The organism is Bradyrhizobium oligotrophicum S58, assembly GCF_000344805.1.
In the GTDB taxonomy this organism is placed as follows: Bacteria; Pseudomonadota; Alphaproteobacteria; order Rhizobiales; family Xanthobacteraceae; genus Bradyrhizobium; species Bradyrhizobium oligotrophicum.
The window spans coordinates 6,140,538-6,161,883 of record NC_020453.1; the positions used below are offsets into that span (position 1 = coordinate 6,140,538).

20 protein-coding genes are annotated in these 21,346 nt (G+C 65.3%); 2 read left to right on the forward strand and 18 right to left on the reverse strand.

The genetic code is table 11. From position 1 onward, the window contains the following. Positions 1-88: 88 nt before the first annotated feature. The 10 genes from S58_RS26450 to S58_RS26495 form a co-directional block, all read right to left on the reverse strand. Positions 89-508 carry a hypothetical protein gene (locus S58_RS26450; RefSeq protein WP_015668465.1) on the reverse strand — a complete coding sequence of 140 codons (420 nt, stop codon included), beginning with the start codon at positions 506-508 and terminating at the stop codon, positions 89-91. A gap of 301 nt (positions 509-809) precedes the next feature. Then, positions 810-1,691 (reverse strand): aldose 1-epimerase family protein, encoded by an 882-nt coding sequence (locus tag S58_RS26455; protein ID WP_042340945.1) that lies wholly within the window; start codon positions 1,689-1,691, stop codon positions 810-812. Between the two features lie 75 nt (positions 1,692-1,766). Further along, a complete protein-coding gene (locus S58_RS26460) occupies positions 1,767-2,810 on the reverse strand; it encodes an ABC transporter permease (protein ID WP_015668467.1) in 1,044 nt (347 codons plus the stop codon). Then, positions 2,807-4,324: a sugar ABC transporter ATP-binding protein gene (locus S58_RS26465; RefSeq protein WP_015668468.1), complete on the reverse strand. Its 1,518-nt coding sequence runs from the start codon at positions 4,322-4,324 to the stop codon at positions 2,807-2,809. Before S58_RS26465 ends, S58_RS26460 begins: the two co-directional genes overlap by 4 nt. A 69-nt stretch (positions 4,325-4,393) precedes the next feature. Further along, positions 4,394-5,455 (reverse strand): TMAO reductase system periplasmic protein TorT, encoded by a 1,062-nt coding sequence (torT, locus tag S58_RS26470; RefSeq protein ID WP_015668469.1) that lies wholly within the window; start codon positions 5,453-5,455, stop codon positions 4,394-4,396. A 66-nt stretch (positions 5,456-5,521) separates the two neighbouring features. Next, positions 5,522-6,493: a 5-oxoprolinase subunit C family protein gene (locus tag S58_RS26475; protein WP_015668470.1), complete on the reverse strand. Its 972-nt coding sequence runs from the start codon at positions 6,491-6,493 to the stop codon at positions 5,522-5,524. Next, positions 6,490-7,359: a 5-oxoprolinase subunit B family protein gene (locus tag S58_RS26480; protein ID WP_015668471.1), complete on the reverse strand. Its 870-nt coding sequence runs from the start codon at positions 7,357-7,359 to the stop codon at positions 6,490-6,492. The genes S58_RS26475 and S58_RS26480 overlap by 4 nt, the downstream gene beginning before the upstream one ends. Beyond that, positions 7,359-8,741, reverse strand: coding sequence for an acetyl-CoA carboxylase biotin carboxylase subunit (locus S58_RS26485; RefSeq protein WP_015668472.1), 1,383 nt, complete (start codon positions 8,739-8,741; stop codon positions 7,359-7,361). The genes S58_RS26480 and S58_RS26485 overlap by 1 nt, the downstream gene beginning before the upstream one ends. Further along, positions 8,738-8,977, reverse strand: coding sequence for an acetyl-CoA carboxylase (locus tag S58_RS26490; protein WP_015668473.1), 240 nt, complete (start codon positions 8,975-8,977; stop codon positions 8,738-8,740). The genes S58_RS26485 and S58_RS26490 overlap by 4 nt, the downstream gene beginning before the upstream one ends. A 7-nt stretch (positions 8,978-8,984) precedes the next feature. Next, positions 8,985-9,779: a 5-oxoprolinase subunit PxpA gene (locus tag S58_RS26495; RefSeq protein ID WP_015668474.1), complete on the reverse strand. Its 795-nt coding sequence runs from the start codon at positions 9,777-9,779 to the stop codon at positions 8,985-8,987. Positions 9,780-10,066: 287 nt separating this feature from the next. Here S58_RS26495 and S58_RS26500 point away from each other — a divergent pair, with 287 nt between their 5' ends. Together S58_RS26500 and S58_RS26505 are read left to right on the forward strand one after the other, a co-directional pair. Next, on the forward strand, positions 10,067-10,972 hold the full coding sequence (locus S58_RS26500; protein WP_042340946.1) for a LysR family transcriptional regulator: 906 nt from the start codon (positions 10,067-10,069) through the stop codon (positions 10,970-10,972). Positions 10,973-11,296: 324 nt separating this feature from the next. Then, positions 11,297-12,493: an amidohydrolase family protein gene (locus tag S58_RS26505; protein WP_015668476.1), complete on the forward strand. Its 1,197-nt coding sequence runs from the start codon at positions 11,297-11,299 to the stop codon at positions 12,491-12,493. Positions 12,494-12,767: 274 nt separating this feature from the next. Here S58_RS26505 and S58_RS26510 read toward each other — a convergent pair whose 3' ends face one another. The 8 genes from S58_RS26510 to S58_RS26545 form a co-directional block, all read right to left on the reverse strand. Further along, positions 12,768-13,283 (reverse strand): MarR family winged helix-turn-helix transcriptional regulator, encoded by a 516-nt coding sequence (locus tag S58_RS26510; protein WP_015668477.1) that lies wholly within the window; start codon positions 13,281-13,283, stop codon positions 12,768-12,770. Between the two features lie 13 nt (positions 13,284-13,296). Then, entirely contained in the window at positions 13,297-14,001 is a 705-nt protein-coding gene (locus tag S58_RS26515; RefSeq protein WP_015668478.1) for an ABC transporter ATP-binding protein, read from the reverse strand. After that, complete coding sequence (locus S58_RS26520) at positions 13,998-14,789, reverse strand: ABC transporter ATP-binding protein (protein WP_015668479.1); 792 nt, start codon at positions 14,787-14,789, stop codon at positions 13,998-14,000. The genes S58_RS26515 and S58_RS26520 overlap by 4 nt, the downstream gene beginning before the upstream one ends. Beyond that, entirely contained in the window at positions 14,786-16,672 is a 1,887-nt protein-coding gene (locus S58_RS26525) for an ABC transporter permease (RefSeq protein ID WP_015668480.1), read from the reverse strand. Before S58_RS26525 ends, S58_RS26520 begins: the two co-directional genes overlap by 4 nt. A 184-nt stretch (positions 16,673-16,856) precedes the next feature. Next, entirely contained in the window at positions 16,857-18,059 is a 1,203-nt protein-coding gene (locus S58_RS26530) for an ABC transporter substrate-binding protein (RefSeq protein WP_042340232.1), read from the reverse strand. Positions 18,060-18,086: 27 nt separating this feature from the next. Then, entirely contained in the window at positions 18,087-18,671 is a 585-nt protein-coding gene (locus S58_RS26535; RefSeq protein ID WP_015668482.1) for an amino acid synthesis family protein, read from the reverse strand. 42 nt (positions 18,672-18,713) lie between these two features. Next, complete coding sequence (locus S58_RS26540; RefSeq protein ID WP_042340233.1) at positions 18,714-19,601, reverse strand: UPF0280 family protein; 888 nt, start codon at positions 19,599-19,601, stop codon at positions 18,714-18,716. Beyond that, positions 19,598-21,049 (reverse strand): hypothetical protein, encoded by a 1,452-nt coding sequence (locus S58_RS26545; RefSeq protein WP_015668484.1) that lies wholly within the window; start codon positions 21,047-21,049, stop codon positions 19,598-19,600. Before S58_RS26545 ends, S58_RS26540 begins: the two co-directional genes overlap by 4 nt. Between the last annotated feature and the right edge of the window lie 297 nt (positions 21,050-21,346).

Consider the following 21,346-nt stretch of genomic DNA (forward strand, 5'->3'; position numbering starts at 1 on the left):
CGAGTTCAAGCGAGCCGGCATCCACGTCAATCAAGATGTCGGGAGCTAGGTTCCGGACGCAACGAGCACGCCGGTGCAGCCTGCCCGCTCAGCGCCAGTTGCAGATGCCGCCACTGCCGGGCCGGCACGGCCAGGTCTGGACGCGCGTATCCATCGCCTGTGCGTCCAGAGGATTGCCGCGCCGATGAGCGAGCTTGGTCCGGGCGGCGCCACGGGGCCGCTCCGCCGTCCTTACGCTATGTCCGCGTCGCGCAGCGACAGCACGCGGGACATCGGAGCTGATGTCGGATTCATGCGCTGGCCGGACGGTGGCCACAGGCCGATCGGTCCGGGCTTCAATAGGAATGGGTTCGAAATGCGCCTCAGGGCCAAGCGGCACCGGTGACAACACCGCCTTCGACAGATCGAGCTTGAAGAAATCACCTGGCTGATAGGCGTCGGCAATCGCTTGGGTGCCCGTGAGCAGCACGGCGCATGTGATCGTGCCGACGAACGCTTTCAACACCATCCCGTCCCTCCCGTCTCCCCGCGCAATCACCATTGCACGCCCCTCTGCGAGATCCCTTCGCAACAACGGATTGCGACTTCGACTGCCGCCAGCGCTCAGCGCTTCGATCCGCGTCGCGATGTTCGTTGATCGACCGTTGTCAGTCCGAGTGAAAACCCAGGATCTGCCGGCCGTTCGACGCATCATATCCAAAGTTCCGCCCCCGTCCCTCATGTAGGTCACGGCCGCGCCTTTTCCAGGCCTAAAATAGCGAGTCACGGTTACCACTGTGCACGCAAACGGGCGCTGCGGATAAGTCAGACTAATTGGACGATTCGATTCTGATGCGGCAGCGCAGCGTCTCCGCTGCTCCCGGCGCCATATGCAAAATGCCAGGTTTGAGCGCGAACTCGGCGTCGAAATTGAGCGGGCTCGCAAAGCCGCGCCAGGGTTCGATGCAGACGAAAGGCGCGCCGCCCGGCTTCGACCAGATGCCGAGCTGGCGAAAATTATCCCAAGCTAATTCCAGCGCAGGCCCTTTGGTTCCGACGAGCCGAACCGACTGGCTGGCAGGCTGGTCGAGAATGATCGCATCATCGTTGAACAGACGATCGTTCAATAGGAGGACGTCGCCGTCGATCGGCGACGGCTCCGGCTGCTCGCGCAGCAGGCCGCCGGTCAGACGGCGGATCGGCGCCGGCTCAGCTTCTGCAAAGATCAGCCGGTAGCTCTCCTTCGGTTGCCCCGGAAGCAGCGGCCAGTTGAAAGCGGGATGGGCGCCGAACGACGCAGGCAGCATCTCCGCGCCGGGGTTGGCGATCTCGACCACCATGTCGAGCGCGTCAGCCGTGATCCGGTAGCTCAAGGTGAGATGGAAGGCGAAGGGATAGCGCGCTTGCGTCGTCTCGTCATCAGTCAGGCGCAGCACGCAGGCCTCGGCGCTGCGCTCCAGCCAAATGAAGCGCAGGTCGCGGGCGAAGCCGTGTTGGGTCATTGGATAGGTCCGGCCGCGATGGTGCAGGTGATCGCCCTTGAGGCGGCCGACGATCGGAAACAACCAGGGCGCATGGCGCGGCCACACCGGCCCCGCCTGCCACAGCAGCTCCAGTCCGTCGGCTGTCTTCAGCGAGCATAGCTCGGCGCCATCGGCCTTGATCGTGGCGGTGATGCCGCCGGCGCTGATCGTATGGAGGTCGTCGCTCATCATTCACCACCTTCGCAGAAGCCGCGCAGGTGATGCCGGATTGCCGTGGCAACGTCCAGGGGCTGCAATGCCAACTCAGCGCTCTCCGACCAGCAGCCGGTAGCGGAACTGATCGAGGATGACCGCGAGCACCAGCAATGAGCCGAGCAGCACCATCTGCATATAGGAGCCGATCTGCGCGATGTTCATGCCGTTCTGCAAGAGCACGATGAAGAAGCCGCCAAGCACCACGTTCTCGACCCGGCCGATGCCGCCATGCAGCGACACGCCGGCGATGACGCAGGCCGCGATCGATTCCAGCGCGATCGTGCCGCCGAGATTGGTCTCGCCGGAGCCGACGCGGGCGGTCAGCAGCAGACCCGCGACCGAGGCCAGCAGCGCGCACATGATATAGGCGATGAACAGCACCTTGGTGGTGTTGACACCGGACAACCGCGCCGCCTTGACGTTGCCGCCGACCGCCTGGATGTGCTTGCCGAGCCGGGTGCGGTTCATCACCAGCCAGATCGTCGCCGCCGCGACGAGCGCGATCAGCACCGGCACAGGAATGTCGAGCACGCGGCCAAAGCCGAGCATGTCGCCGAACTCATACGGCATTCCCGACACCGGCACCCCGCCGGTCAGGAACAGCGCGATTCCGGCGCCGACCGACTGCACGCCGAGCGTCATGATGAAGGGCGAGACGCCGAACACGGCGACGCCGAGCCCGTTGATGCTGCCGATCACGAGCGCGGCCGCAAGACCGGCGCAGCAGCCGAGCACGGTCACGAGCCAGAGCATGTCCGGCGGCAGGACGTGCGAGAGCGCGACCATCGCAAGCGCCGACACCACGGAGGTCAGCGCGATCGCGGTGCCGACCGACAGGTCGAAGCCGCCGGTGACCAGCGCCAGCATCTGCCCCAGCGACACCAGGATCAGGTAGACCGACTGCCGCGCCACGTTGGTGAGGTTCTGCAGCGCCAGGAATTCCTTCGAGACCAGCGAGAACGCGATGAGGGTGGCGAGAAGGAAGAACGGCAGCACGCCCACGCGGAGGAATACCGCGCGCAGGCCCGCCAGCAGCGCATTGGACCGCGGAACTGAGGTGTCCTCGGCGATTGTCGTGGTTGGCATGCTCACGCCGAGCCCTCCGTTTCAGCAAAGAAGTGTTTCAAGACGTTCTCTTCGGTGATCGCATCGCCCGACAGCTCGGCTGCGATGCGCCCCTTGGCGAACACCACGAGCCGATGCGACAAGTTCATCACCTCCGGCAGATCCGAGGAGATCACGACCACGGCCTTGCCGGCCTCGGCGAGGTCCTTGATGATCTGGTACAGGGCCATGCGCGTGCCCATGTCGACGCCGACGGTCGGCTCGTCGAAGATGTAGACGTCGCGGTCATCGGCAAAGCCCTTGCCGAACAGCACCTTCTGCTGGTTGCCGCCGGACAGCTTGGACGCCGCGCGGTTCATGGCAACCTTGGCGATGCCGACCTTGTCGCCGATCGCATCCGTCAGCGCCCGGCTGCGCCGCGGCCCGACGAAGCCGAGTGGGCCTGCGACATCGGCGCGATCAAGCAGGCTGAGCTCGATATTTCCGCGCGCGCTCGCGGTCATCTGCAGCCCCTCGCTCTTGCGGTCCGAGGGCAGGAAGAACACGCCGTCCTTGAGCAGCGCCCGCGTCGAAGCGCCGGTGACGTCGCGCCCCTTCAGCATCATCCTTCCGGACTGCAGCGGCTGCAGCCCCATCGCCGCGCGCCAGATCCGCGACTTGCCGCTGCCGACGAGGCCGGCGCAGCCGAGCACCTCGCCGGCGCGGACCTGGAGATCAGCGCCGTGCACGCCGGCGGTGCGGATGCCCTCCAGCCTCATCACGACGGGACCATCAGCGCGATGCGCAATCTTCGGATAGATCTGGTCGACCGCGCGGCCCGTCATCAGTTCGATCAGTTCGCGCTCCGAGGTGCCGCGTGCCGGCACGGTCGCGATCAGCCGGCCGTCGCGCAGGATCGAGATGCGATCGGCGATTTCCTGGAATTCCTGGATCCGGTGCGAGATGTAGATGATGCCGACGCCCGAGGCAGCGGCCTTGGCGATGAAGCCGAACAGCCGCTCGGTCTCGCGCTCGGTCAGCGAGGCCGTCGGCTCGTCGAGGATCAGCACGCGCGCATGGGAAAGAAACGCCTTGGCGATCTCGACCATCTGCTGCTGCGCCCGCGACAGGCTGGAGGCCGGCCTGATGACGTCGATGTCGAAATCGAGCTCGGCGAATAGTTTTCGCGCGCCGGCCAGCATGGCGCGGCGATCGGTCAGCGGTCCGCGCATCAGCTCGCGGCCGAGATAGAGATTCTCGAACACCGGCAAGGTCGGCACCAGCGAGAATTCCTGGAACACGGTGCCGATACCGGCCTTGGCCGCATCATGCACGGAGTGGAAGCTCACCTCGTCACCATCGATGCTGATCGCACCGGAGGTCGGCCGGAACACGCCGGAGAGAATCGAGATCAAGGTCGACTTGCCGGCGCCGTTCTCGCCGAACAGCACATGCACCTCGCCGCGCTCGACCTTGAGATGGACGCCGCTGAGCGCCTTGACGCCGGGAAACTCCTTCGAGATCCCGGTCATCTCGACCAGCGGCGCAGCCACGCTACCCATTGCCTGCCCCCTTGCGATGCGGCCCTGCCCCCGTCAGGGAACAGAGGCAGAGCCGCACCTGACCCCCGCTCAGTTGAAGACGGGCTTGAACCCGTCCGGGGGAAGGATGTTCGCCGGCGGCACGGTGGCGACGTTGGCGGAGTCGACCACGAATATCTTCGGGCCGACATGCTTCACGTAGTCCTTGCCTTCGAGGATGCGCACGGCCTGGTCGACCGCGATCCGGCCTTGGATCACCATGGAGTCGGCGGGCGCCGCCATGATCAGGCCGCGCTTGATGCCCTCATAGACGCCGGGCGTCATGTAGAAGGCGAGCAGATCGACCTTGCCCTTGAGGCCGCGTTCGCGGATCAGGCCCTGCGCCGCCTCGGCGGTCACGGCGGTGCCGGCGATGTAGCGGATGTTGGGCGCGGCCTGCAGGGCGTCCTCGACCAGCTTGGCCTGCACCTCCTTGCCGGTGTCGCCATATTTCGGCTCCAGCACCTTGATCGCCGAGCCCTTCACCGCATCCATGAAGCCCTTGTTGGCGGCCTCGACCCAGCCGGCACCGGCCGGACCAGGGAACCAGCCGACCACGACCTCGGGCGAGCCGGCCGGATGCTTCTTGGCGAGATAGCTGCCGGTCTCGGCGCCCATCGTGTAGAACGACACCAGCGACTTCGCCGAGACCTCAGGCGAGGAGATGCCGTTGACGAGGTCGATCACCGGGATCTTCTTCTTGGCGATCTCGCCGATCACCTTGTTGAGGCCGTCGGCCGAGATCGCGCCAATGATGACAGCATCGGTACCGCTCGCGACGCAATCCTCGATCTGCGAGATCTGCTTGTTGAGCTCGGTGTAGCCGCCAGCTTCGACCAGGTTCATCTTGACGCCGAGGCGCTTGCTCTCCTCCGCGACGCCATAATCGACGCCGAGCCAATAGGCGTCCTTCATATGCGGGAACGAGACGCACAGCTTCCACGGCTTGGAAGCTTTCTCCAGCGGCACATACTTCACGTCCCACGGCTTGCCGTCCGCCGCGAACGGCGGATCGATCTTGGCTGCGTCGTACGGATACCAGTCGGCGGCATGGGCGGTCGCCGACAGCACCAGCGCCGACGACGCCAAGAGAACACGGACCAAACTCTTCATTGAACTACCCCTTTGTCATCTCAGTCGTGGAAATTCAGCACCGGCCGGTCGGCAACGAACGTACGGTCAGGCCAATGCCGCCCGGATCTTCTGCAGAAGAGCTTTGCGATCAGCGCGCGCGGCCAGCGCGCCGTCCATGTCGATCTCGACGAAGCGCGTCGGCATGTTCGGCTGCAGCTGGCCGATCAGGTCCATGTCGGCCGAGATCACCGTGCCGACCATGAAATAGCCGCCGCCGGAAACGGCATCGCGATGCAGGATGATCGGCTCCTTGCCGCCAGGCACCTGGATCGAGCCGTAGGGATAGCAGCTGTCGACGATGTTGGAGGGATCGGAGCCCGCACCGAACGGCTGCTCGCGCTCGACGAATTTCAACGCCTGGCCGCCACGGAAGCGATAACCCATGCGATCGGCCTCCGGCGCGACCTTCCATTGGTCGGCGAAGAAGCTCTGCTGCGACTCCGGGAGAATGCGATGCCAGTACAGCCCCGGCAGCACGCGTAGTTCGGCTGGATGGCCGGGCATGCGGCGCAGCGCCTCCGGCACGCTCGCACCGGCCTTGCCGCTTGCCGCGGTACCAACCGGAAGTTCATCGCCTGCTGCAATGGCTCGGCCCTTGAAGCCGCCGAGCGCGCCGATCGGATAGGTCGAGCGGCTGCCGAGCGCGAGCGGCACGTCGATGCCGCCCGAAACCGAGATGATGATGCGCGCGCCGCTCTTGAGATAGTCGAAGCTGAGCACCTGCCCGGGCTTGACTTCAAGTGAAGTCCAGCCCGGCTGCTCGACGCCATCGAGCTTGATCGGCATCTCGGCGCCGGTCACTGCGATACGCACCGGCGCCGTGAATTCCAGCTGCGGGCCGATGAAGACGGCTTCCAGGCACGCCGCGCCCTCATCATTGCCGACCAGCATGTTGGCCGCGCGCAAGGCCAGCCGATCCATCGCGCCGCCGACGGGAATGCCGAGATGGAAGTAGCCGGGGCGGCCGAGGTCCTGCACCGTGGTCGACAGGCCCGGATGAAGCACCTTGATGGTCATGCCAGTGCTCCTTCCAGCTTGGCGTTGTAGCCGGTCATGTCCTTCTGGAAGTCGCGGAAGTCGAAGGTGACGTCGCGGATCAACGGCGCGAAGCGGCCGGACGCGACCTCGCCGAGCGCATGGTCGTATTCGTCCTGCTTGATCGGCTTGAACTTGACGATGTCGCCGGGCCGGAAGAACACCATGAAGTCGCGCAGGTAGGAGATGCTCTGCTCGGGATCGAAGATCGGCATCGGCGTGATGCCGAACATCTGGTAGCCGCCGGCGCCGCGCACCGAATAGATGCAGGAGAAGCAGCCGCCATGGCCGATCGTGAGCTTCGGCGTGTCGGTGCGCGGCCGCAGATATTTCGGCACTTGAAGTTGCTTCGCCCGCTCGACCATCTGATACATGAAGGGCAGGCCGGCCACGAAGCCGACCATCGAGACGAACCAGGGCGAGCCGCTATGTGCCCTGATGAAGGCATCGACATCGGCGAGCCCGTTGACGCGGGCGGCATATTCGAGGTCGCTGGCGGTCGGGTCCTGATGCCGCTCGCGGAAGCGCATCAGGGTCTCGTGCGTCCAGGGGTCCTGATAGAACACCGGGATCTCGATGATCCGGGTCTTGATCACGGGCTCGGTCTTCGCCGCCGCGCTCTCGATGCCCTGCACCTCTTTCAAGATGTCATTCGGCTTGATCAGGTCGGGATCGAACTTGATCTGGAACGAGGCATTAGCCGGGCAGATCTCGGTGACGCCCTTGATGCCGGCATCGCGGATCGCATTGGTCATCGACAGGCTCTTGAAGAAGGCATCGAGCGACATCGCTTCGTCGCATTCGACGAAGAGATGCTCGTCACCCCCGAACGAGTAGCGGGTCATCATCAGGCGTCCTCCCTGGCGCGGGCAAGCTGCGCGAAATCGGTCTCGAGCCACGGCTCGAGGAAGCGGGTGTGGGTGCAGCCATCCGTAACGCTGGGGTCACGCGCCAGCGCCGCATGCAGCGGAATGGTGGTGGGGATGCCGGTGATCGCCAGCCCGTCGAGTGCCGCGCGCAGGCGGGCCAGGCAATCGGCGCGGTCGTGCCCACGCACGATCAGCTTGCCGAGCAGCGAATCGTAGAACGGCGGCACGTCGTAGCCTTCGAACAGCAGCGTATCGAAGCGGATGCCCTCGCCGTCCGGCACGACGAGCTGCGTGATCCGGCCGGGCGCGGGCATGAAGCCCTTGTACGGATCCTCGGCATTGATCCGGCACTCGATGGCGTGGCCCTGGATGCGGATGTCGTCCTGCGTGACCGACAGCGTCGCCCCGCCCGCGATCTTCAACATCTCCTGCACCAGATCGAGCCCGGTGATCATCTCGGTGACGGGATGTTCGACCTGGATGCGGGTGTTGACCTCGATGAAGTAGAATTCGCTGGTCGCGTCGTCGTAGAGATATTCGACAGTGCCGGCGCCGCTGTAGCCGACGGCGCGGCCGAGCGCGACGGCGCTGGCGCAGAGCCGCTGGCGGACGTCGTCCGGAAGCCCGATTGCGGGCGCCTCCTCCCAGACCTTCTGCCGCCGCCGCTGCAGCGAGCATTCGCGCTCATAGCAATGCACGACGTCAGTGCCGTCGCCCAAGATCTGCACCTCGACATGGCGGGCGCGCTCGATCACCTTCTCGATGTACAGTCCGCCGTCTCCAAAGGCGGCCGCCGCCTCGCTCGAGGCCTGCGGAAACTGTCGCGCAAATTCGTCGGCATCGCCGACGATGCGGATGCCGCGTCCGCCGCCGCCGGCCGCGGCCTTGATCATCACGGGGAAACCGATCCGCGCCGCGATCGCGATGGCCTCGTCGAGATCGGTGACGCGACCGTCCGAGCCCGGCACCGTCGGCACACCGGCCAGCGCCGCGACCTGGCGCGCCATCACCTTGTCACCGAGCAGCCGGATCGCGTCCGCGCTCGGGCCGACGAAGACGATGCCGGCCGCGGTCACCGCGTCAGCGAATTCGGCATTCTCGGCGAGAAAGCCGTAGCCGGGATGCACGGCGTCGACCTTGGCGGACTTGGCCGCGTTCACCACGGCGTCGATGTTGAGATAGGATTTCTTGGCAGCCGGCGGCCCGATCTCGACGGTCTCGTCGGCGAGCTGCGCCGCCAGCGATCCGGCATCCGCGGTGCTGTGTGCGAGCACGGTGCGCAGGCCGAGCGCCTTCGCCGCGCGGATGATCCGCACCGCGATCTCGCCCCGGTTGGCGATCAGGACCGAGCGCAGGGTCATGCCTCGACCTCGGCGATCACCTGCCCGGCCATGATGGCATCGGCATCATCGACGGTGAAGCGGATGCCGTTCCCGCTGACGCCGGCTTTCACCTCATGAAACGACTTCATCACCTCGACGAGGCCGATCACGTCGTCGGCCGCGACGCTGTCGCCATCATTCTTGAACGGCGCGCTCTCCGGCGACGGCTTGCGGTAGAACACCCCGGGCAGCGGGGACTTGATCTCAATGCTCATGGGACAACTATTCGCTTTGCGGTTTCTGGGGAACGATGTCGGAGACAGGCGCGATGCGGATGCCGCCCGCGATCAGCGTCTGGCGCATCGCGCTGGCGATCTCGAAGGCGCCCGGCGTATCCGAATGGAAGCAGATCGATTCGAAGGCGACATCGATGTCGTCGCCCTCGATGGTGCGGACCTTGCCGGTCTGGCAGGCGCGCAGCACCTTGTCGGCAACGCCCTGCGGATCGAGCTTCTTGCCGTGGCGGGTGAAGACGATCGAGCCGGAGCGGTCGTAGTCACGGTCAGCATAGAACTCACGAATGACCGGCTGCCCCGCCTCCACCGCGACCCGGTAGGTCACCGAGATGTCCATGCAGAACACGAAGCTGTTCGGCGCCACTGTGCGCATCAGCTTGATGAAGGAGCGCGACAGCTGCTCGTTGGCCGCGAGCTCCATGTAGAGCGCGCCATGCGGCTTGACGTGCTGCAGGCTGCCGCCATGCCGGCGCGCGAACTCTCTGATAGCGCCGACCTGGTAGACGATGTCGTTGATAAGCTCGTCGGCCGAGCCGTCGATGCGGCGGCGGCCAAAGCCCTGGAGATCGCGATAGCCGGGATGCGCGCCGATGCCGACGCCGTGCTGGGTCGCGAGCCGCACCGTGGTGTCCATCAGGTTCGGATCGCCGGCGTGGAAGCCGGCGGCGATGTTCGCCGAGCTGATCAGCTCCATCAGCTTGGCATCCTCTGCGTCGCTCAGCCGCCAGGAGCCGAACGCTTCGCCCAGATCGCAATTGATATCGACAGTCTTGACCGGCACGGATGCTCCCTCACCTGGCGCCGTCCGATTGCGCGGGGCAATGGCGTGACGACGGAAGCCGAGGTTAGGGACACCTACTCCCATTGAAAATTATTATTGTTGGAAACTCATTTTCTCCTTTTTAGATTGACCTCTGAACGATCTTTGTGCGCAGCATCAATCTAGTATATTGAATTTACATGGAAAATAGCGCAGCCCATTTGCGATGCAACGTGCTTAAGGACTACTCAATTTGCTTTTTAAGAAGAAAGATGCCTCTGTATTCTGATCTTTGAATGGAGAATTGCGTGGCCATCAGCCTGCGCCAGATCCGCTATTTCGTGGCCACCGCCGAGCAAGGACAGATCACCCAGGCCGCCTCGGCGCTGTCGATCTCGCAATCGGCGATCACGACCTCCATCAAGGAGCTTGAGGAAACCGTCGGCGCCGAGCTGTTCAGCCGTTCGCCGCAGGGCATGGAGCTGACGCCGATCGGACGCCAGTTCCTGTTTCATGCCTACGATATCCTCAACAAGGTCGAGGAAGCCACCTCGCTGCGCGTGCCGGCCGGCGACGTCGAGGGCAGCCTCACCCTGGCTGCGACGTACACCGTGATCGGCTACTTCCTCCCCAACCATCTCGAACGGCTGAAGCGCAACTACCCGCGCCTCAACATCCAGCTGTTCGAGCTGACGCGCGAGGCGATCGAGGAGGGGCTGCTGTCGAACCGCTACGATATCGCGGTGCTGCTGACGTCGAACGTGCAGAACCCGGATCTCACCATGGAGACCCTGATCGGTTCGCGGCGGCGGCTGTGGGTGCCGTCGAAACATCGCCTGTTGCAGCAGGAAGCCGTCTCGCTGAAGGACGTCGCCGCCGAGCCCTACATCATGCTGACGGTCGACGAGGCCGCGCACACCTCGCTGAAGTACTGGAGCAAGACGGCCTTCCAGCCCCACGTCGTACTGCGGACGTCGTCTGTGGAAGCGGTGCGCTCGATGGTCGCCAACGGCCAGGGCGTCGCGATCCTGTCCGACATGGTGCTGCGTCCGTGGTCGCTGGAGGGACGACGGATCGAAACCATCGTGCTCAGCGATCCCGTCCCGGCGATGGATATCGGCTTGGCATGGCGGCGGAACATCGAGTTCACCCCGGCCATGGAGGTGTTCCGCTCCTATTTCCGCCAGGCGTTCTACATTCCGACCTTGCGATAAACGCTGCTTCGACGAGCTGATTGGAGCAGCCGCTCGCCACTCGGCCGTCCTTCGAGACGCCCGCCTACGGCGGGCTCCTCGGGACGAGGATCCAAGACGTGGCGAGATCTGGCCCCTCATGGTGAGGAGCGCCGCCCTTGCGGCGCGTCTCGAACCATGAGGCCCGTGACCCTGACGCGGGCAGCCCGCGCCTGATCTTCGTGCACGCCGTCCGCTTGCCGGGAGCATTCATTCGTGTACGAATGACCAAAACCGGCTTGATGCTGCGCCGCGTGCAGGCGCAAACTGCCGCGAACTGCTTTGCCAGGAGAGAAGGACATCCCGATGGCCCATGACGCGCCGCAAGCAACCGGTCCCAGCAAGCTGGTGATCCGCAACATCGGCTTGATGCTGTCAGGCGCCATGGAACGGCCGATCCTGGACGCCGACACGATCGTCGCCGAGAACGGCAAGATCACCGCCATCGGCCGCTTCAAGGACGTCGATACTTCGGGCGCCACCACAATCGTCGACGCGCATGGCACGACCGTCGCGCCAGGCCTGATCGACAGCCACGTCCATCCGGTCGCGGGCGATTGGACGCCGCGGCAGAACCAGAGCAACTGGATCGACTCCTATCTGCATGGCGGCGTCACCACGATGATCTCGGCCGGCGAGGTCCACATGCCCGGCCGCCCGCGCGACGTCGTCGGCCTGAAGGCGATGGCGATCTTCGCGCAGCGCGCGTTCTGGACGCTCCGTCCCGGCGGCGTGAAGGTGCATGCCGGCGCGCCGGTCATCGAATGCGAGATGGTCGAGGACGACTTCAAGGAGCTCGCCGCGGCCGGCGTCAAGCTGCTCGGCGAGGTCGGCCTCGGCGGCGTCAAGGACGGCCCGACCGCGCGCAAGATGGTCGGCTGGGCGCGCAAATACGGCATCCAGAGCACCATCCATACCGGCGGCCCGTCGATCCCCGGCTCCGGCCTGATCGACAAGGACGTGGTCCTGGAAGCCGGCACCGACGTGATCGGGCACATCAATGGCGGCCACACCGCCCTGCCCGACGACCAGATCCGCTGCATCTGCGAGGGCTGCAAGGCCGGCCTCGAGCTCGTTCACAACGGCAATGAGCGCTCGGCGCTGTTCACCTTGCGCACCGCGCGCGAAATGAACGAGCTCAGCCGCGTCATCCTCGGCACCGATGCGCCGGCCGGCTCCGGCGTACAGCCGCTCGGCATCCTCAGAATGGTGTCGCTGCTGTCCTCCCTCGGCGACGTCCCAGCCGAGATCGCGTTCTGCTTCGCCACCGGCAACACCGCGCGGATGCGCGAGCTCGATTGCGGCCTGATCGAAATCGGCCGCTCTGCCGATTTCGTCATCATGGACAAGGCGCAGCACTCGCCGGCCAACACCCTGCTCGACAGCGTCCAGCTCGGCGATCTCCCCGGCATTGGCATGACCATCATCGACGGCATCGTCCGCACCCAGCGCAGCCGCAACACGCCGCCGGCGACGAAGATCCCGGAGATCGTGGCGAAGTAGTTGCCACAGGCACCGTCATTGCGAGCGCAGCGAAGCAATCCAGGGCGCCGCGCGTGACTCTGGATTGCTTCGCTGCGCTCGCAATGACGCGGTGGGCTTGAGGACGATCACGCGAACTAGCAAACGCCTGCCCAATCGCGTCAATCATCAACGGCGTTCTCCGCCGTCATTCCGGGGCGTGCGCAGCACGAGCCCGGAATCCATACTGACGATCGTGGCTATGGATTCCGGGCCCATCGCTTCGCGATGTCCCGGAATGACGGCGAGTATGGAACTACCGCAGCCTGTTCAACAGCCCCAGCAGCGTCTCGCGCTCCTTGGCATCGAGCGGCGCCAGCGTCTCCTTGGAGATCGCGAGCGCCAGCGGAGCGGTCTTCTCGGCGAGCTGCTGGCCGGCGCGGGTCAGGCTGACGAGCAGCCGCCGGCCGTCCTGTGGGTCGGAGCTCGTCTCGGTGAGACCGCGCGCCGTCAGCCGGTCGATGACGCCCTTGATGGTCGCGACATCCATCGCCGTGAGCCGTCCGAGCTGGTTCTGTGAGCACGGCCCGGTCTCGACCAGCTTCGACAGCGCCGCCCATTGCGTCGGCGTCAGATTGCTGCCGATGTCGCGCGCGAAGATCATGGTGTGGCGCTGCCACACCTGACGGAGGATGAATCCGATCTGGTCGTCCAGCACATAAGCCGCGCGGGCCGGCTTGGCCGCAGCCTTCGCGCCAGGCTTGGCCTGCGGCTTCGGTGCGGTTTTCGTTGCGGCTTTCGCCGATCGCTTCAGCGTGGCGCTCTTGGCCATGTCTTCCCTCGCCTCAGATCGACAGATGCGCGTCGCGGATGTCGGGCCGCGCGTCGAGCTCGGCCATGGTGCCTTCGAAGCAGATGCGGCCGCGCTCGATGATATAGGCACGATCCGAGATCAGCTTGGCAAAATGCAGGTTCTGCTCGGAGACGACCAGCGACACACCTTCCTTCTTCATCGTCAGGATGGCGTCGACCATCTGCTCGACGATCTTGGGCGACAGGCCTTCGGAGGGCTCGTCGAGCAGCACCAGCGACGGATTACCCATCAGGGTGCGCGCGATCGTCAGCATCTGCTGCTCGCCGCCGCTCATGCGGCCGCCGGGGCGGTTCTTCATCTCGCCGAGATTCGGAAACAACTGATACAGCTTCTCGCGCGTCCATTGCGGCGCGCCAGGTCGCGGCTTCTGCCGGCCGACCTCGAGATTTTCCTCCACCGTCAAATCGGTGAAGATCCGGCGCTCTTCCGGCACGTAGCCGAGGCCAGCACGCACGATCTCATGAGTCGGCGCGGACGAGATGTCCTGGCCCTCGAACATGATCTGCCCCTCGCGCAGCTCGACCAGGCCGACGATCGAGCGGAAGGTCGTCGACTTGCCGGCGCCGTTGCGCCCGAGCAGCGCCACCACCTCGCCCTCGCCGACCTCGAGGCCGATGTCGAACAGGATGTGCGCGGGGCCATAATGGCTGTTGAGATTGGCGACCGACAGCTTCATGCCGGAGCTCCCTCGCGATGGTCGGCATCATACAGCAGGCCTTCGCCGAGATAGATCGCCTGCACTTCGCGGTTGGCCCGCACCTCGCCCGGCGATCCCTCGGCAATGAGGCTGCCGCGATTGAGCACGAGGATGCGGTCCGCATGCTCGAACACCACGTCCATGTCGTGCTCGGTGAAGAGCACGCCAATCGACTGCTCGCGCGCGATTCTGGCGGTCAGCCGCATCAGCTCGACGCGCTCGCGCGGCGCCATGCCTGCGGTCGGCTCATCCATCAGCAGCAGCTTCGGCTGGTTGGCGAACGCGATCGCGAGCTCCAGCCGCTTGAGGTCGCCATAGGCCAGCTCGCCGCAGGGCCGCTCGGCATAGCCGGCCATGCCGACGAGATCGAGCAGTCGATCTGCTTCGCTACGCTCGATCGACATCATCGGCGTCCAGAAGTCGAACAGGCGGCGATGATATGACACCAGCGCGACCTGGATGTTCTCGCGCACGGTCATGGTCGGATAGGTTGCGGTGATCTGGAAGGTGCGGCCGACGCCGAGCCGCCAGACCTCGCGTGGCTTGCGCCCGGTGGTCTCCTGACCCATGACCGTGATGCGACCGCTGTCCGGCACGTTCTGGCCGTTGAGCATGTCGAAGCAGGTGCTCTTTCCCGCGCCATTGGGTCCAATGAGCGCGAGGATCTCGCCGGCCTGCAGCATGAACGACACGCTGCGCACGGCATGGATGCCGCCGTAGGATTTAGACAGGCCTTCGACCGAGAGCAGCGACACACCGAGACTCATTGTGCGCCCTCCATCTTGGCCGACAGCGAAGGCGCTTTGTGGGCAGTTGCGCGGCGGCGATGCATGACGCTCTCGACCACGCCGACGATACCCTTCGGGAACGCGACCACGATCAGCACGATGAAGATACCGAGCACGAGCTTCGACCAATCGGTCTTGCTGACAAGCCAGATGTTGAGCGCCTTGTAGACGATGGCGCCGAAGATCGCGCCGGGCACCGTCTCGACACCGCCGAGCAGCACCATGACCAGCGCGTCGACCGACAGCGAGATGCCCATGTTGTCAGGAAACACGCTGCCCTTCAGATAGGCGAACAGCGCGCCGCCGATACCTGCGGTGGTGCCGGCGACGATGAAGGCCGTCCACTGGATGCGCTTGCCGTTGAGGCCGATGGCCTCGCTGCGCAGCGGCGAATCCCGCATCGCGCGCAGCGCGTAACCGAACGGCGAGAAGGTGATCAGACGCAGCGCGCCGACGACGAGCGCCGAGACACCTAGCGCGAGCCAGTAGAAGTGCGACGGCGACGCCGCCCATTTCTCCGGCCACAGACCGAGAATGCCGTTGTCGCCACCCGTCACCGCGACCCATTGGAACGCGATCGACCACACGATCTGCGCAAAGGCGAGCGTGAGCATCGCGAAGTACACGCCGGAGAGCTGCACCGCGAATGCGCCGAACACGGCTGCACCCGCCGCACCGAGCAAGGGACCGAGCAGCAGGCAGACGATCATCGGCAGCCCCGCCATCTTGGCGAGGAAGGCAACGCCATAGGCGCCGAGACCAAAATAGGCGGCGTGGCCGAACGAGGCGAGCCCGCCGACCGCCATCAGGAAGTGCAGGGAGGCCGCGAAGATCACGAAGATCGCAATCTCGGCGCCGACGGTCAGCGCGTAATTGCCGGCGATGAACGGCAGCATTGCCGCGAGCGCCAGCGCCACGAGAGATGCCAGCCGCTCGACCGAGCTCAGCGGTCGCCAGGGGATGACGGTCAGGCCCGGCGTACGGCGCGCCGGCGCTTCCTTCTTGCCGAACAGGCCCCAGGGCCGCACCACCAGCACCACCGCCATCACCAGGAAGACGAGGATCAGCGAGATCGTGGGAAAGATGAGAATGCCGAATGCGTTGAGCTCGGACACCAGCACCGCGGCGACAAAGGCGCCGAGAATGCTGCCGAGGCCACCGATCACGACGACGACGAACACCTCGACGATGATGCGCAGGTCCATCGCATGATGGACCGCATCGCGCGGGATCTGCAGCGCGCCGCCGAGGGCGGCGAGAAAGACGCCCACCGCGAACACCGAGGTGAACAGCCATTTCTGATTGACGCCGAGCGCCGCAACCATGTCGCGGTCCTGCGTCGCCGCCCGCACCAGGATGCCCCATCGCGTGCGCTGGAACAGCAGCCAGAGTGCGCCGAGGACGATGGGGCCGAGCGCAATCAGGAACAGGTCGTAGCTCGGAATGTTCTGGCCGAAGAAATCGACCGCTCCCTTGAAGCCGGGCGCGCGGCGGCCAAGCAGATCATCCGGGCCCCAGATCAGCACCACCAGATCCTCGACCATCAAGGTCAGGCCGAAGGTCGCGAGCAATTGGAACAGCTCGGGTGCGTGATAGATCCGGCGCAGCAGCACCATCTCGACGAGCACACCGATCGCCGCCACCACCAGCGCCGCGACGACGATGCCGCCCCAGAAGCCGAACGTGCCGGACAAGCGCTCGGTCAGCGTGAACGCGACATAGGCGCCGAGCATGTAGAACGCGCCATGGGCGAAATTGACGATGCGGGTGACGCCGAAGATGATCGACAGCCCCGACGCGACCAGGAACAGCGAGGCTGCACTGGCAAGGCCGGTCAGGAACTGGACGAAATAGAAGGCCATGGGCAGTCCGCGTCAGGAGATCGTCTGTGTGTCGAATGAGCCGCGTTCGCGCTCGTGTGCTCTGTCAACGAGCCGGCGAGCAAGCGTGGGGTGAGGGATCTCGGCCCGAACCTGTAGATCAGGCGTCGTGCTCCCTCACCCCGCCCGCTCTCCCCCGCGGGAGGAGGAGGCAGGAAGGCGTGGATCAATCTTTCGGACGGAGCTTGGCGACCTCATCGTCACCAGGCAGATAGTCCGAACCCTTGCGATAGACGGTGTCGACCATGATGCCCTTGCCGTCCTTCTGCGCGGTCTTGCCGACATAGGCACCGAGCGTCGACTGATGATCGATCTTGCGGAAGGTGATCTCGCCGAACGGTGACGGCACGGCGAGGCCCTCGGCCGCGGTGATCAGCTTCTCGACATCGGTCGAGCCGGCCTTGGCGAGGATCGCGGCCGCCGACTTGATCGTCTGGTAGCCGACGATCGAGCCGAGCCGCGGATAATCGTTGTACTTGGCCTGATACGCCTTCAGGAACGCGTCGTGCTCCGGCGACTTGATCGAGTACCAGGGATAGCCGGTGACGATCCAACCCTCCGGCGTCTCGTCCTTGAGCGGATCGAGATATTCCGGCTCGCCGGTCAGGAAGCTCACGACCTTGCGGTCCTTGAACACGCCGCGGGTGTTGCCTTCACGAACCAGCTTCACCAGGTCGGCGCCGAAGGTGACGTTGAGGATCGCTTCCGGATTGGCGGCGGCGACGGCCTGCACAACCGGGCCGGCGTCGATCTTGCCCTGCGGCGGCCACTGCTCGTCGACCCACTGAATGTCAGGGCGCTTTTCCGACAACAGCTTCTTGAACACGGCAACCGCCGACTGGCCGTATTCGTAATTCGGCGCGATCGTCGCCCAGCGCTTGGCCGGCAGCTTGGCGGCCTCTTCGACCAGCATCGCCGCCTGCATGTAGTTGGACGGACGCAGGCGAAACGTATAGCGGTTGCCCTTGGACCAGGTGATGGCGTCGGTCAGCGGCTCGGCCGCCAGGAAGAACACCTTCTTCTGGTTGGCGAAGTCGCTGACGGCGAGGCCGATGTTCGACAGGAACGTGCCGGCGAGCATCGCGACGTTCTCGCTCGACACCAGCTCGTTGGCCGCGGTCTGCGCGTCTGCCGGCTTGCCGCTGTCGTCCTTGGAGACGACGACGAGCTTCTTGCCGTTGATGCCGCCAGCCGCATTGACCTCCTCGACCGCGAGTTGCCAGCCCTTGCGATAGGGCTCGGTGAAGGCCGGCAGCAGCGAGTAGCTGTTGATCTCGCCGATCTTGATGACGTCCTCGGCACGAGCGGTGCCCGTCAGTCCCGCGACGGCAAGGCCCAGGCCTGCCGCAAGCATCGTTCTCCGTCGCATCCCTTCAGCCTCCAGTTTTGATTTGAACTATCGTAGACCGTCGTCGCCCTTGATCTCGGCCACCGTGAGCCCGCCGACCCGCGGCAGCGGACGGCCGCTGTCGGTCACCGCGAGCGCCACCATGATCTCGTTGGCCCGCGGCGCATCGTTGATCTGCACCTCCATGCCGTCGAAATGACTGCGCACGAAGGCGGCATCCTTGTGCCCGAGCGGAATGTCGAGCGTGCAGCCGACGCCGCCGCGCTTCTTCGACGACGGGATCAGCGCGGCGCCCTTGCCGAGCACCTTGCGCACCGGCGCGCCCATCTTTGGATGCAGGATCGCCGCCGCATGCTCCAGCTCGCCGTCGCTGCCGACGGCGGCCGCCTTGCCATAGCTGTGCGCCGCCGGCCCCTCGATGCCGAGCGCGGCGACCGCGCGCTTCGCCAGCATCTCGCCAAGCTCCTCGCCGATCGCGATCAGCGGCGTGAGGTCCTCGACATAGCGGCCGGCGAACGGGTTTTCGATGACCGCAACGGCCGCGGCCCGGCGGGTCGGCGGCGAGATCGCTCTGCCCATCTCGTGATGAACTTCCTCGACCACGGTCACGATCTTGCGGATGACGGCGCTCATGATCGACGGTCCCTCATGTTCAAGCTCATCATGCATCAAACCTCACGCCGCCGCGGCTCGCAACTGCGGGTGACCAACAATCTCAATGGGGCGTAACCCCACCACGCGCATGTTCCCAGCCAGTTGCAGCACCGCGCCCTCGATGAGGCCTTCGGACAGCAGCGCCTGCGCCCGCCGCTCGCCGGCCGCAAGCGCGTCGGCGATCTCGGCATCGCTCAGCTCGCCGACCTGGCATGTGACGAGACGGTGACCGAGATCGCTGTCCGGCTGCAGCTCGCAGGCGGGACGACGAAGCACGGCAGGATGATCCGGAAGATCGACGGCATTGCCGATCACGGTCGCAGCAGCGTCGGCCTGCGCCGCGCTGCGCGCCAGCACGGTGACTGCATCGGCAATCCCCAGCGAAAAGCTGCGGCCATGGCGGCCCGAGGTGGCAACCCCACGAATTCCATCGGCCGCGCGTAACGTCATCCTGCGCATCACGCCGGCGCTGTCAGGACGATCCATCAGCCCGACGCTGAACGTTGCGGCGTCCTGCAAATGGAGCGCGATGTCGCCGCCGTTGTTGACATAGCCGCGTGTCAAGTTCGCCACGCTCAGGATTGCGCCGAGAACGTCCTCGGCGACGCTGCCGGCGACGGCCGCCATCGGCGTGATGAACATCTCGCGTGCGAACGGCGCCACAGCCGCATGCATGCGCTGCGCGACCACGCCATGCAGCGAACACCGATCCGGCTCCGCAGCCCTGCGCAAGTCGGGCAGCTCCGCGCACAGCGCGTCAAGCAGTCCGGTGAAACGCTCGGCCGCCGCCCGATAGGCCGCGCGAATATCCGCTTCAGGGCCATCGGCCCCGATGATCAGATCGATCGGACCGTCCTGCAGGTGCAGCCGACGATCCGGCAACAATGCGATCTGCGGCTGCCGGCTCATGTGCTCTGCCCCGGCCATGGCAGCTGCCGGATGTCCTTGCTGACATCCCTCAGCCCGTCGAGCGGCTGCACATAGTCGACGTGGCCGCCGAGCGCCGCATAGTCGGACAATCTCAACGTGAACTCGATCGGCGCGACGATCGCGGGCGTCGGCACGTAGCCGAAGGCGCCGGCCGGCATCTGCGTCACGTCGACCATGTAGGTGATGCCGCCGCCCGGCCAGACATAGACCGGCGCACCGCCGCTCGTGACCCGCGTCAATGCATCCTTCACCGAGCGCGTCAGCCGCACCGGATTGTCGGTCACGCCTGCGCGCAAGGAGCCGCCGGCGCCGGCCATGAACAGCACGGTACACAGCGCCGGCTCGCAATTCTCCTGGATGCGCTCGACCGAGAACTGCAGCTCCGGTGGCATCTCGCGCTGGACCGGCGTCAGCGTCTCGTCGAGCACGTAGTAGCCGGCGTGTTCGCCGGTGGTCGACACCATCAGCAGCGTCGTTCCCGGTTTCGCCGTCTTCGGATCGAACGGCCCAAGGATCGACAGCGGGTCCGAGATGTCGGTGCCGCCCCACCCCGTGCCGGGCTGTGCGACCTGGAAGTAGCGGCCGGGAGTCGAGCGCCGCCCCTTCATCTTGATCCCAGTCGCGGGAATGTCGAGCAGCTTGCCGGCCTGATGCTCCGACAGCACGCCGGTGATGTGATCGTCGACCACGACGACCTCGTCGACCTTGCCCTGCCATTGCTTGGCGAACATGCCGATCGTGGCCGAGCCGCAGCCGACGCGCATGCGCTCTTCCTTGACGCCGTTGACGATCGGCGGCTGACCTGCCTGCACGATCACGCTGGCGCCGCCGTCGACGACGAGCTCGACGGCCTTGCGGTTGCTGAGATCCATCAGCGCGTCGCAGGTTACGCGGCCCTCCTTCTTGGAGCCGCCGGTGAGATGATGCACGCCACCGAGCGACAGCATCTGCGAGCCGTATTCGCTGGTCGTGACGTGGCCGACCGCCTCGCCGTCGACGCGCACTGTCGCTGCTTCCGGCCCGAGATAGCGGTCGGTGTCGATCTTCACCTTGACGCCGCAATAGCTGAAGATGCCCTCGGTCACGACCGTAACCATGTCGACGCCATCGACCTGCGACGACACGATGAACGGCGCCGGCTTATAGTCGGGATAGGTCGTGCCAGCGCCGATCGCGGTCACGAACAGCTCCGGCTCATGCACGATCTTGCCGTCCCAGTCGCCGCTCGCCTGGAACGGCACCAGCTTGCCGCCATGCGACACCGTGCGCTCCAGCAGAATATGCGGATCGACGCGCACCAGCACGCCGTCCTGATTGGCATAGCGGTCGCATGCGCCGGCCGCGCCCGGCTTGATGTAGCACATCACCGGGCAGGCATCGCAGCGGATCTTGTCCCCTGCACCGTCGCTCGCCGTCTCAGTCACCATGCACAGGCTCAATCTCAAACAGGCTCAATCTCAAGCGGGGATCGTCGCAGCCGCGAATGCGCGCGGCAATTCGTTCGTATACGAATGATGAGGTGCCCATCCGCCGACTGTCAAGCACCGGCGCACGCGAAAAGCACGTTTGCCGGATAAACGATCAGTTTGCTCTGCACAATGACGAGAAATCGTGCATGCGCTGCAGCGCGAAACGTGGCACTTGCATGTTAGTACACAAACGATACGCTCCGGGCGATCAGCATACCATCCTTGTTAACGATACCATACCGGGCGACAGAAGGG